11 protein-coding genes are annotated in these 13,073 nt (G+C 60.9%); 2 read left to right on the top strand and 9 right to left on the bottom strand.

Going from position 1 to position 13,073, the window contains the following annotated elements; genetic code table 11:
- Positions 1-8: 8 nt before the first annotated feature.
- From AAFP29_RS02245 to AAFP29_RS02205, 9 genes are all read right to left on the bottom strand, one after another.
- A complete protein-coding gene (locus AAFP29_RS02245; protein WP_419215673.1) occupies positions 9-962 on the bottom strand; it encodes an MlaD family protein in 954 nt (317 codons plus the stop codon).
- Positions 959-1,990: an MlaD family protein gene (locus tag AAFP29_RS02240; RefSeq protein WP_419215672.1), complete on the bottom strand. Its 1,032-nt coding sequence runs from the start codon at positions 1,988-1,990 to the stop codon at positions 959-961. The genes AAFP29_RS02245 and AAFP29_RS02240 overlap by 4 nt, the downstream gene beginning before the upstream one ends.
- On the bottom strand, positions 1,987-3,117 hold the full coding sequence (locus AAFP29_RS02235) for an MlaD family protein (protein ID WP_419215671.1): 1,131 nt from the start codon (positions 3,115-3,117) through the stop codon (positions 1,987-1,989). Before AAFP29_RS02235 ends, AAFP29_RS02240 begins: the two co-directional genes overlap by 4 nt.
- On the bottom strand, positions 3,087-4,139 hold the full coding sequence (locus AAFP29_RS02230; protein WP_419215670.1) for an MlaD family protein: 1,053 nt from the start codon (positions 4,137-4,139) through the stop codon (positions 3,087-3,089). The genes AAFP29_RS02235 and AAFP29_RS02230 overlap by 31 nt, the downstream gene beginning before the upstream one ends.
- Positions 4,127-5,128: an MlaD family protein gene (locus AAFP29_RS02225; protein ID WP_419215669.1), complete on the bottom strand. Its 1,002-nt coding sequence runs from the start codon at positions 5,126-5,128 to the stop codon at positions 4,127-4,129. Before AAFP29_RS02225 ends, AAFP29_RS02230 begins: the two co-directional genes overlap by 13 nt.
- The gene (locus tag AAFP29_RS02220; RefSeq protein ID WP_419215668.1) at positions 5,125-6,135 is read right to left on the bottom strand and encodes an MlaD family protein; all 1,011 of its coding nucleotides are present in this window, start codon (positions 6,133-6,135) and stop codon (positions 5,125-5,127) included. Before AAFP29_RS02220 ends, AAFP29_RS02225 begins: the two co-directional genes overlap by 4 nt.
- 31 nt (positions 6,136-6,166) lie before the next feature.
- Positions 6,167-7,045: an ABC transporter permease gene (locus tag AAFP29_RS02215; RefSeq protein WP_419215667.1), complete on the bottom strand. Its 879-nt coding sequence runs from the start codon at positions 7,043-7,045 to the stop codon at positions 6,167-6,169.
- On the bottom strand, positions 7,045-7,830 hold the full coding sequence (locus tag AAFP29_RS02210; protein ID WP_419215666.1) for an MlaE family ABC transporter permease: 786 nt from the start codon (positions 7,828-7,830) through the stop codon (positions 7,045-7,047). Before AAFP29_RS02210 ends, AAFP29_RS02215 begins: the two co-directional genes overlap by 1 nt.
- Positions 7,831-7,938: 108 nt before the next feature.
- A complete protein-coding gene (locus tag AAFP29_RS02205) occupies positions 7,939-9,408 on the bottom strand; it encodes a cytochrome P450 (RefSeq protein WP_419215665.1) in 1,470 nt (489 codons plus the stop codon).
- Positions 9,409-9,539: 131 nt separating this feature from the next.
- On the opposite strand from AAFP29_RS02205, the gene AAFP29_RS02200 reads away from it, so the two are divergent.
- Both AAFP29_RS02200 and AAFP29_RS02195 read left to right on the top strand, forming a co-directional pair.
- The gene (locus AAFP29_RS02200) at positions 9,540-10,025 is read left to right on the top strand and encodes a hypothetical protein (RefSeq protein WP_419215664.1); all 486 of its coding nucleotides are present in this window, start codon (positions 9,540-9,542) and stop codon (positions 10,023-10,025) included.
- 36 nt (positions 10,026-10,061) lie between these two features.
- Positions 10,062-13,070, top strand: coding sequence for an MMPL family transporter (locus tag AAFP29_RS02195; protein ID WP_419215663.1), 3,009 nt, complete (start codon positions 10,062-10,064; stop codon positions 13,068-13,070).
- Positions 13,071-13,073 lie beyond the last annotated feature (3 nt).

Here is a 13,073-nt window from a genome sequence, read left to right as displayed (position 1 = left end):
TGGGCCATTCATCGCGGCACCGTCACAGAAACCCGAACACTGTCACCGGGTAACGCCAGCAACGCCTGTTCCAAGAGATCCCCGATATTGAGCGACCCCAAAGCGGGGGCGGTCGCCAGCATTAACGGCTTGATTGTGGTGGCGATGGGCCCGAGTTCCGGGCCCACCTGCTGGACGAGTTTCACCAGTCGCTGTTCGATCGGCCGCCAGCGCTTGAGTTTCGTTCCGCCATCAATCTTTCGGGCAGCTTCGAATAGCGCCCGGAATCCCGCGCCACCGCGCACCCCTATTAACTCCAGCGCGGGTGCACCGGTCACCATCGCAGACTTGGCCCAGTCCGAATCATTGAGCATCGTCATCACATTGCGGAGGGATTCCTCGAGAACTCCTCGTCTATTCATCAAAGTGGTAGCCAGCAGATCGGCACCGCGTCCAATCACCGGCGTCGCGGTATCCAAACCTGTAACTGCCTCGGTCACCGTGTCGACGAGCCGGTTGAGCACTGTGGGATCGAGTTGATCTAACGCGCCCGACGTCGCCTGCAATAACTCCGCCACCGTGGTCGGAATCTGCACATTCTTCGTGGTCAGGTGGGCACCGTCGGCAAGATAGGGCCCCACCGAATTCCGCGGTGCGAAATCGACGATCGGTTCGCCAAGAACCGACACATTCCGCACTTGGATTCCAGTGGCCTGGGGAATCCGGTAGCCGGCGTCATAGGACAGTTGGACGCGAACTGCTCCGTCGATCCCGGCGACCGATGTCACCCGTCCGATCCGCTTGCCCCGGTAACTGACCTCCGAACCGCTACGCAACCCGCCGGAGGCGCTCAGGTCAATGGAGATCGTGTTCTCACGAACCCGTGGATCAATATGCAGGATTCCGACGATCAGATAGGAGGCACCCAACACGGTTACCACCAGAAACAGGGATACCGACAGCCACGTGGGAATCTTCGTCATTTCAACAACCCCGCCATTCGCAATATCACCAACGCATCCTTGGTGGAGTCACCACCATTTCCTTGGATGTGAAGCATGGAGATATTCACCGACGGGCCTCCGGTGAGATAGGGGATGACCTTGTTTCGCACCAGCGAGATCATGTCATTGACCGGCCCGTTGTATTGGTAGGCGTGAGCCGACTTGTTGCGCAGCACCGACGACGTCTTCTCCAGAAACATGTTGATTGTGGGCAGGGACGGCAGTAGCCACTCGATGCCCGAGGTGAGTGTCTCGAGGTCGATGATCAGATTCAGTACCGATTTGATGAATATCGGCATCCGCGACAGGCGTAGACCGGCTGTGTCGGAGAAGACGAATTCGATGGTCGGACGCATCGCGAGCATGGTTTGCGTCAGGTGATCCATTCCGCCGAGCATGCGTCCGATGTCTCCAGTGCGCCGCGCTGCACCGTCGAGATTCCGCGCGACCGAGGATGCCAACGCACGAGTTGTCGTAGGGTTCATCGCCACCGCGCGGCCAAGCTGATCGAGCGACCGCTGCAATCGCAGGATGGATCCGCCGCTGGCAAAGGTCGCGATCCGTTCGAGCATCTCTTCGACCTGCACTCCCGGATCGGTCTGTGCCAGTGGGATTTTCGCCCCGTCGGCGAGTTCGGCGCCACCACCAACGGGTACGAGCGCAAGGTATACATCGCCGAGCATCGTCGTTTGCCGCAGTTCCGCGCGGGTTGCGCGGGGCAGTCGCACCGAGTCGGTGATATCGGTTTCCGCGACCACCGCATCGCGCCCCAACTCGACTGACTGAACGGTCCCCACCTTGTTGCCGTTCACCATGACCGCTGCCCCGATCGGCAGGTTGAGAACCGACTCGAATTCGATATGCACGCGGTACGTCGGGCCATCGACCCCGGAGCCGGGCATGGCGTGATTGGCGGGGTTGAACGTACATCCGCCCAATGCGGCGATTGCGATCAGCATCGACACCATCGGGCTCAGCTGTCGCAGGATACGCGTGATCGGGTTCATGGCCGTCCCCCAATCGCGCCGAGCAGCACCTCGGCGAGCGGAACGGTGGCGTGCTGATCGCCATCGGCGATACAACTTCCGCGTCGCAGCCGGTTAAGCGCGGCGCATGTCGTCGCCGAATTCGCGGTGGACACCCTGGCTCGGGGCGAGCGGTATTGGATCGACACAGTGCCGGTGTTCGTCGACAAAGTGCTGCCGAGCATGAGAACGATACTGGGGACTTTGGCGAGTAGTTCGCGGGAGTCGCGAAGTTCGCTGTTGATCACCGACAACAACGGCACAGATTTCTCCAGAAGCGGTAACACCGCCGGCAGATGTTTCATGAAGATTCGGTCGAGCGGTTCGATCGCGCCGACCACGAGCCCCACGATGTCGGCCACTTTCAGCAGATTCGAGATGAAGTCCATCCCCGGCATCGATAGAAGTACCGACTTGACCATGCCCCACTCATCGGCGAACGGCTTGGTCACCTCTGCCGTGTTGTCGAGCAGTTTGCCGAACTGATCCATGAAATTGTCGGGATTGGCCATCAGTCGCGCCAGGGATTCCAATTCGCCGCGGACGGTTGGACCGAGCCCGGCAAGTTCGTCAGAGGCACTGGTGAGCAGGCTTTCGATCGGGCGTTTGCCGGCGGCGTCGGGAACCGACAGCTGCGAGACAAGTTGGGTGAAGGATTTGATCGACTCATCGACGCTGACGGGCACGTGGGTCCGCTGCTCGGGTATGCAGGAACCGGCGCCGAGCTGTGGCCCACCTGGGTTGGTCGCGTCGACCAGTTCAACGCGGCGATCGGCCACCACTGAATTGCTCACGACCGCGGCCTGAGTGTTCGCGGGAAGCCTACGCCCCCCGACACGCATGTCGACCCGGGTGTTGCCCCCCTGAGGAACGATGGAAGACACCGACCCGACCTTGACTCCCAGCACCGTCACGTCGGCGCCGTCGTACAGACCGATGGTGTTGCTCATCAGCGCGCATACGTCGTGTGCGTCCGCTGAACTGCGCATATGCACCACGGTCCCCGCGCTGGCGAGGACGACGACCCCGACGGCCGCCGCACCCACCGCAAAGGCCTTTTTGCCACGCATCCGAACCATCAGCACGACCTTCCCGGCACCGGCAGACATACCGCCGAAAGGTCGACGAGGGCGTCCTGCTGGTTGACTACCGCCTGGCCTTCCGGCCCGACCATCGCCGCCAGGGCTCGCGTCGCGGTGCGCACCTGGCCAAACAGCGCGGTCAACTTATCCCTGGTGAGGTTGAGTTGCTCGATACTGTCTTCGAGGGGCAGGATCATCGGTTCGAGCGTGGTTTGCCATGGCCCGCCGAGGAATTCGAAGACCTTTCCCAGAACGGTCAACAGGTCATCGGCGAATTGCTGGGACATCACTCGCCGGCTCATCAAGGCCGGCCCCATCGCGGCGTATCCGCGCAACAGTTCCAACAGCACCTCTTTGTTTCCGTTGATCTCGGTGACGTACTCGTTGGATAGCGAGACCATGTCCTCGATCGACTTCTTCTGCGCGGCGAATAGATCGATGACGCCGCGGGTATGCGTCAAGATGGAACGGATAGCACCGGGACTGCCCGCCATAGTCTGCGCCAGTTCGGTGGTGCTCTGACGCAGTGCGGCGGCGTCCAAGCCGGAGGACACGCGGTGACCGGACTCGATCAATGCCCCGATCGTGTACGGCAGGGCGACCCGCTGCGCCGGAATCGGTTCTCGCAGCGGCGCTGCGCCGTCGGGGAGTAGTGCGAGATAGAGCCCGCCGACGGGGGTCAGCATTCGGACCGCGATACTCGTCTGCGCGCCAATGGAATACGTATCTTTCACCGAGAAATCCAGGCGTACTCGATCGCCTGCGATGCCCACGCGCAACACTTTTCCCACCGGCACGCCAGCGATTCGCACCTCATCGCCACTCTTCACGCCACCGCTTTCAGTCATCAGTGCTGAGAAACTGGATTCGCCCGGTGGTCGCATATAGAGCGCACCGGCTCCAATCGCGACGACGATCACCATCGCGACGCCGACGACGCCCCAGATCAACTCGCCGCGCCGAGTCGGCAGTTCAGCACCCAGTCCAAGTCCGCGCGACCGTAATCGACGCCACCTCTGCGCCGGCGCAAAACTTCCTATCGCTTGCATATCGTCAGATGCCTCCCGCTTAGCAGCACAGCGACCGGAGCCGGCAACGCCGCACTCCCCCGCGCACATTTCGCATCGGTCTCCGGGATCATCGCGGCGAGACCATGTAAGGCCGCGGGCAGTGCCCGCAGGGTTCGCACCGCTTCTTGGGTATCCGGAATGACTTCATAGACGCGTTGGGTGAATTTGTCGGTGCCGCCAAGAGTCACCAGCGACAACGCATTCACCGCCCGCGCGATCTCGCGGAATTCCCGCTGCCCCAGATCGACGAGTTTGGTGGCCTGATCTATCCGGTCCGATACCGAAGTGAACGCGGCATGAAAAATCGACAACATATCGGAGAGCTTCGACGCCCGCCCGCGTACGATATTCGCCACCCCCTGCATATTGCGCAGGATGACGTCGAGTAATTCAGTCCGACTGGATGCGTAACCGGCCAGGGTATCTACATCTTTGAGCACCGCGCTGAAGTCGCCGTCGTTTCCACCGCCTTCGATGAAATCGATCATGCTGCGTGCCAACCGATTATAGATCGCCGGATCGGCTTCTTTCATTATCGGCGCGAGTCCATTGAATAGGGACGTGATATCGAATGAGCCGACCGTCTTCGCGAACTGAATGTCGGGTGCGGCATAGGGAGCCGAATCCTTACCGGGATTGATCGCCAGATATCGCTGCCCAGTGAGATTCTGGAATTTGATCGCGATCTCGTCGTCGACCCGCGGTCGATTGGCATTCTGAACGTCGAAAGTCACCAGTGCGCGACGGCTGTCGACAATCGCAATATCGGTGACTTTTCCCACCTGGACACCGCGCAACCGGACATCGGAGTTGACCCGCAAGCCGAACACATCGGTGAATTCGGCGCGATACGCGGTCGTACCACCGACGACCGGACGATTGATCGCCTGGACTATGAGGATCACGATCATCAATACCACCAGCAGAAACACGGCTAACCGCCAAGCAGAGGCGACCGGCGTCTTCATCGGCCACCTCCCGACTGCACCGATAGCACGGACAGTGCCGCGGTCACCGCCGGCATCGTCTTGATTGCCACGTCGACATCGAGTTCGACCCGATTTCCGCGGCGATGCAGCGCCCCGTTCATACCGGCGATCAAGCGCCGGACATCATGTTGAGACACTTTCGCCAGGCTCGTATTGATCGGCGAAAGCATCGCTGTGAGCCCCTCCAGCATCGGCACCGTAGGACGGAGTTCCCCAATCGCCTTACCGGCGAAGGCGAAAACCAAGTTACTGATTTCGGTGAGCAGGTCCGCCGATTTGACGGCGAGTTCCGCCGAATCGAGTAATTCCACCCGAGCGAATGAGTTCACGGATTTGAGTGCGCTCGGCGCTAATACGGATACGCCTTCGATCAATTCACCCAGCCGAGGCAGAATCTGCTCCATCGTCATATTCTGAGTACGTCGCACCGACTCCATCGCCACCAGCGCGGATGTGACGAATGGCGTTATCGCCGACATCAGGCCGGCGGAATCATCGATAGCCGACGACAGCCGGTCGGTCACAACTCCTAGAACTGTTCGCCCCGCATCCCGGAATAGTTTGGTAACCGTGTAATTATCGATCGAGTCGAGTTGGATGGTCTGCCCTGCTCGCAGTCCGACCGCCCCGGCCCGCGGAATCAGTTCGATGGCAGTAGAGCCGAAAAGATTGTCGGAAATGAACCGGGTGCGCATGGTAGAAGACAATTCGTGCATTCGATCGCTGTCCACGCTGAGAGTAGCGATCTGACGATCGCGCCCTTCGCTGACCAGTCGGGTTACCTCACCCACGGCTACCCCTCGCAGACGTACATTCGAACCCACCTCGAGACCGTCACCAAAAGAAGTAGCCACCAATTCGAATTCCGCACACCCGCAGCCGCGTACTTTCGGAACTCCCCAAAATGCGAGCCCGCTGACGACCAGCGCCAGGATCACACCTATTCCCAACACCCGCAATTGTGCGGGCGTCACGTCACGCCTCATCGCAATACCGCCTTGACTCGTCGCCGCACGGTCACCCCGCGAAGCTGATTTCTGAGCGCAGTCCCCACATCACGATGGTGAGCAGCATGTCGAGAAAAATCACTAGAACCAGACTGGCGCGCACCGCGCGACCGGAGGCGACTCCGACACCCTCCGGTCCGCCCGACGCGTAAAAGCCCTGATACGAATGCGCAATGGTCACCGCGACTACGAATATGACCACTTTGATCAACGAAAAGACAACATCGCGCGCACTGACGAATTGATCGAAGTAGTGCTCATAACCACCCGACGCCTCACCGTGAATCAAGGTGACCGTCGCCCAGGTGGTCAGGTAGCTTAGCGCGAGGGCGATCACATAGACCGGCGCTATCGATATGATCGCCGCGACAATACGGGTGGAGACCACAAACGGAATAGGACGGATCGCCTGCGCTTCGAGCGCGTCGATTTCCTCGGAAACCCGCATCGCGCCGATCTCCGCCGTGATCCGGCAGCCGGCCTGCGCCGCGAAGCCGATTGCGGCGATCATCGGTGCAAGTTCTCGGGTGTTGGCGAGCGCGGACATCATTCCGGTGAGCGGCCCCATGCCCAGCATGCTGAGCGTCGAATAGCCGACGATCCCGATCATGCCGCCGGCCGCGACTCCCATGATCACGATCACCGGAGCAACACCACCTCCGATGATCACCGCACGTCCATTCCCCCACGTGAGATCGGTGAATGCGATCATCGTCTGCGAGCGGTATGCCCGCACCGCGCGTGCGATGCCCGCTGCTGCCATCAACGTGAAATGGAGTTGGCGGCCAAGATTCTGCAGGAAGTTATCCAGCCGCACGGCCAGCCGCGCCGGCAGCCGGACCCCTTTCGGCCGATAAGCGGCCGGTTGCGCACTTCTGATCACTGTCATCAGAAGAACCTCGGGGGGATGAACATCGTGATCAGTTGGGTGATGATCAGATTGGCGATCATGCAGGTCAGAACACCGATGACCACGGCGGCGTTAACGCTGGTGGCAACACCTTTCGGCCCGCCACGGGCATCTAGCCCGCGCTGTCCCGCTATCACCGCGACGAGAAATCCGAACAGAGCTGCCTTGGCGATGCAGATGGCCAGGTCAGTCACGCTCGCGAAACTGCCGAACGCCGACCAATACGATCCCGAAGCCACGCCCTGTCCCATGATCGCCACCAGGAAGCTGGCCAATACACTCATCAGGATGACGACGACGGCCAGCATCGGCGCGACTATGGTCATCGCGACCACTCGAGGCGCGATGAGACGAAGTCCAGGGTCGACGCCCATGATCCGCATCGCGTCGATCTCTTCGCGAACGGTGCGCGCTGCGAGATCAGATGCGATCGCCGATGCCCCGGCACCGCCGACCAAGAGCGCGGCGGCCATCGGCGCCGCCTGTTGCATCACGCCCATCCCACCGACCGCTCCGACCAGCGAGGTCGCGCCGAGATCTTTAGTGATACTGCCGACCTGCACCGCGATGACCACACCGAACGGGACTGACAGGAGGATCGCCGGCCATACGCAGACTGAGACGAAAAACCATCCCTGAGTGAGGCCTTCTCGAACTGGGAAACGGCCGCTAATCGCTCCCGCTGCGACGAGCCCTATCGTCCGAAAACCGAGTCGCACGGTCCGGCCAAAGGTATGTAATCCATCTACAGCTATAGACGACATAGTGGTCCTACCAAGACAGTTATCCTAACGATCCTAAACTGGTACGAATATCCGAAATAGAGCGGAGAATCCCGGCGGGAATCGAGGAATCAGCTCCCGTACATATACTCAGTGGTCGACCGGGCAGGAACTACTCGGTCGTTCCCTATTCACTCCGAGATTCAGCCGCTTGACTAGTTTTGGCCGGATTCCCCATTGGATATCCACATTCGGACCGGATAAATCACCATCGCTCGCGGTTGGCGAATAGCGTCTAACCTCGGCCGGAAAACCATTCGAGAATACTAGTGAGTTGGCCAACGTTGGGAGCACGAAATCGTCCTCGACCGACCATTCGTATTTCCGTAGCAGCTGATGGAAGAGGGAGAACACTTCCATCCGCGCGAAATGCATTCCCACACATTTATGTGCTCCTCCGCCGAATGGCATCCACAGTCCGGGGTGGCGCTTGTCTTCAGCGCGCTCAACGGCGAACCGATCCGGATCGAACCGAGTGGGATTTTCCCAGACATCGGGGTTCGTGTGGTGCCCCCAGGTCAGGGTGGCGATCAGTGTGTTGCGTCTGATCTGATAGCCGACCAGACTCGTTCTGCGCACCGCCGTACGCTGCATCATCGGTACCGGCGTGCGAAAACGTAACGTCTCGCGCAGAATCTTGTCGAGTTCGGGCAGTCGCTTCAGATCCGCGTACGACAATGTGTCGCCGAGTGCCAGCGACTCCCGCCTCGCCTTCGACTGCCATTTGCGATTGAGCCCGATGTAGTAGGCCATGTTGGTCATCGTGATGGTCGTCGTGTCGTGTGCGGCGAAGAGAAAGAACATCATATGTCGCATCACATCGTCGTCGGTGAATCGATCGCCGTTCACCGCGGACGCATGACAGAGCTGGGACATTAGGTCGGGGGTGAGGGCCGCCCGCCTGGTCGGAATCCACGAGCGGATGGTGCGGTGCAGATAACGCCGCGCCCGCGCCTGCGCCAATGGATTCGCCGAGACGAGGTCGTCGAACGCCTTGCCGATGCGGTAGATGTCATCCTCGGTGAACTCCAGGCCGACGAAGTTCGCCAGCGCGGCCTCCATCGCCACCCGCTTGAACAGTTTCCGAAGCTGAACGCCGCGCCCAACCGCGAGTGAATCCACATGGGTGGTGACGGTGGCCGCCATACCGTCCATATAGCCCGCGATCTTCTCCGGGGTCAGCGATCTCTGGATAATCAGGCGGTCATGCCGGTGTTCGGCGAATTCCTTCTGCAGCAATGCTTTTCGAAACATTCCAGTCAGAGTCAAACCCCACGCGCGTTCCGCGGAGAACGATTCGCCGGAATTCAGCGCGATCGCCTGGGCGACCTCCGGGTCAGCGGCCAGAACTATATCCATCAGCACGAGTGGAACACGGACCATCTTGGTGCCACGCCGACGCTGCATCTCACCGATCGCCTCGCCGGGCCCCTGTCCGCGCACCATGCCGACGGTCATCTGGGCGATGTCACGCACGCTTACCCGAGGCACTAATCCGCGCTCCATTGCGAACGCTCGGTCGGTGGTGTCGACGCCAGTTTGCTGCGCAGGATGTGTCATGCAACACAGTGTGGCACACTTGCTATCAATTGTGCCACCCTCTTGTGCAGGCATTTTGCAGACAGATGGCACACTTGCTTGCTTGAGTGCCACTTAGCTGCGGGTTTTCGCAGGAGAACGGAGCTGACGACATGAACACTGGATCGTTGTCACGACACCTCGCAGCGGCGACGTTGCTCGGCGCCGTCGCCATCGCGACAGCGGGGTGCAGCGTGGACGCACTCACCGGTGGTGCGGTAAGCGCCAGCTCATACCCGCCGGTCGCCGCGCTGCCCACTCCGGCGATCGGATCATCCACTCTCCCAGCAGATTTCCCGACAGACATACCGGTCGTCGCGGGAAGTTATCGGCTCTCACGAAATGCCGACACCACACGGCTAGAGGTCGCGGAGGTGACTGAGTCCGACCTCACCAGAGCGCGGAAAGCGCTATCGGACGCCGGATACCGCCATGAATCGGTGTTGGGACAGGACATGTACTTCAACGCCGCTCACACGGTGACGGTGAGCGGCACCGACATCGGCTACGGCTACACGCTGATCTACCGAGTGAGCCCACTGCCCAGCATTGCGGGTATGCCATCGCTGCCGAACACCACGCTGCCCACCTTCGGATGATCTACCGACTACCTCACCGCGGATGAAAGGCCTTCTGTGGCACATCAATACAGCCCGGGTTTCGAACGTCTCGGCCGAACGGTCACCCGCCACTCCGTCCTGGCGATACTCATCTGGGTAGGCATCGCGGCGGCGACCAACCTCCTCTGGCCGCAATTGGAATCGGTGGCCAATGAGCACTCGGTCTCCCCTTTTCCACAGGACGCACCATCGATCACCGATATGCACGAAATGGCCAAAGCCTTCAAGCAGGCGGGTGCCGACAATTCGCTCATCATCGCGATGAGCAACCCCGGCGGATTCACGCTTGAAGCGCGGGCGCGCTATACCGCGCTGGTTGAGCGGCTCGAATCCAACGAGGCGGTCACTTTTGTGCAGGACACCCTGACCAGCCCGCAAGCCCGTGACAACCCAGCGATTCAAAAGCAGGCGTTGAGCCCCGACGGTAAAGCGTGGTTCCTGCTGGTGGGCCTGACCGGCTCGCTCGGATCCCCCGAATCGATGCAGGCACTCAAAGTGGTCAAGAATGTCGTCTCGCAGACGTTCGCCGGATCGCCCACCACCGCACTGGTGACCGGCAGTAGCGCAACTCTGGGTGACCTTGCGCTACAGGCCATCTCGGATACCAAGGTGATCGGCGTGATCACCTTCATCCTCATCACGGTGCTACTGCTGTTGATCTACCGATCGGTGTTCACAGCGGCTTTACCCTTGTTGGTAATGGGGATAAGTATCGTCGTGGCTCGCGGTACCGTTGCGGGCCTCAGTTCGCTCGGCATGCCGATCTCCAGCAGTTCCTCTGCCCTGATGGTCGTCATCGTCGCGGGTGCCTGCGTGAACTACACCGTATTCTTCATCAGCCGATATCACGAGAACATCCGGGCCGGATCATCACCCGACGTCGCAATCGCCCAGGCCAGCGGCTCCATGACGCGCGTCATCCTGGCGACAGCGGCCACCGTCGCCATCGCCAACCTCGCGCAGCTGACGTTGCGCCTCAAGGCGTTAGCCGCCTCCGGGCCAGCGGTCGCAGTGGCAATCGCGATCGGATTCCTAGTCACCGCAACCATGTTGCCGGCGATCTTGCATCTCGCGGCGCGGCGGGGAATCGGATTGCCGCGCAAGGAGGCCGGCGTCAAACACTGGCGGCGAATGGCCGTAATGGTAGTCCGGCGACCGAAGACGACACTAGCGGTGAGCGTTGCGATACTCGCCGCCTTCGCCGCTCTGGCTCCGTTCATGCGTTTCAGCTACGACGACCGGGCCGCACAGCCCGCGGATACCGAGAGTTCAGCCGGCTATCGCTTGCTCGATGCCCACTTTCCACCGGATTCGCTTATGCCGCAATATCTTACGGTTCGTTCGAGTAGGGATCTGCGAACCCCGCAGGGACTTGCCGATCTCGACCAGATGGCGCAACGGATCTCCCAGATACCGGGTGTCACCCGCGTGGTCGGGATCACCCGGCCCGACGGACAAAAACTGACCCAGGCGACTCTGGCCTGGCAGATAGCCGCCATGGGCCGAGAGTTGGGCCGTACCAAAGGAATTGTGGACGGCTACGCGCCGCAGATGGACAAGATGCAACAACTCGCCGACCTCATCTCGGGGATGGCCAAAGACGTCAGCCCAGCGGAGTTGGCTCAACTGCAACGCACCATCGCCGACGGTTTCCGGCAAGCCAGCACTGCGTCCGCGCAAATAGCACAGTTTCAGCAGCTGGTGGATCAAGCGGCCCAATCGGGACCGATGCTGGACCGGCTTATTACTCTCGCGCCGACCTTGACCACCACCGTCGATGCCCTCAACCGTGCCATCGGAGTGATCGAGCCGGCGCAGCAGGCGTTGCTGAACTGGAAGCCGTGCGACGCCAACACTACTTGCGTCGAACTGCGCACACAGCTTGCGACACTGGTCTCCGCCAAAAACGATGGTGCGCTGGCGACCCTCACCGCTGCGGCGGCCACGATCAATCAGCTATCGGCCGAGGGCACCAGACCGTCCACGCTGATCGGCACGGTGCGTTCCCAACTGTCGCAAGCTCGGACCTATCTCAGTCAACTCGACACCTTCAAAGCCCAGTACGACAAGATGACCGACACCCTCGACCGGGTCCGTGCTCTGGGCATCAGTACCTCAGACGCCGCGGCGATGGGGGACCGCGTCCGCCAGTTGCGGCAACAGGCAACCGACGCCATGGGTACCGTCACTGAATTATCAGCTTTCCTGCAAACCGTAGGCAAAGACGCCGGTGCCCCCGCGGCGTCGGGCTTCTACCTGCCCTCGGGTCTACTTACGATGGGCGACTTCGCCTCTGCCGCTGCGCTATTCGTATCCGGAGACGGAAAGATGGTCCGATATCTCGTACAGACATCGACGGATCCGTACAGCGAGGAAGCGATGACACTCGCCGACCGGATGAGGGAGGTGGCGCAACAGGCGACACCTAATACTTCGCTGGCCGCCGATACCGTCGGGATCGGTGGCCTCCCAGCGATCCTGTCCGACCTGCAGCATGTTTTCCGCCTCGACTTCATCGAGATCATCGTCGTGACACTGCTCATCATCCTGGCCGTGATGTGTCTGCTGCTGAGATCCCTCGTGGCGCCGCTCTACCTCCTCGCAACGGTGCTGCTGACCTATCTGTCCGCGCTCGGGGTGGGAGTCCTTGTCTTCCAAGTAATCCTGGGACAGGACCTGTACTGGGCGGTGCCCGCGATGACCTTCGTGTTAGTCGTCGCGGTCGGCGCCGACTACAACATGCTGTTCATGTCCAGGCTCAGGGAGGAGGCGCATACCGGTTTCCGGCTCGGAGTGATGCGCGCGGTTCGGTCTACCGGCTCCATCATCACCTCGGCGGGCATGATCTTCGCGGCGGCGATGTTCGGCATGCTCGCCAGTGGTGTGTCGACGATGTACCAGATGGGCCTGATCATCGGCGTCGGCGTCCTCATCGACACGCTGATCGTTCGCTCGCTCGTCGTGCCGGCGATCGCGGTACTCGTAGGCACCAGGAGTTGGTGGCCCTCGAAGCTCACCGAATGAGAA

The sequence above is a fragment of the Gordonia sp. CPCC 205333 genome (assembly GCF_048537885.1).
Classification (GTDB): Bacteria; Actinomycetota; Actinomycetes; order Mycobacteriales; family Mycobacteriaceae; genus Gordonia.
Note: the sequence above shows the minus strand (reverse complement) of the source record. Positions and strands in the feature narration are given on the sequence as shown.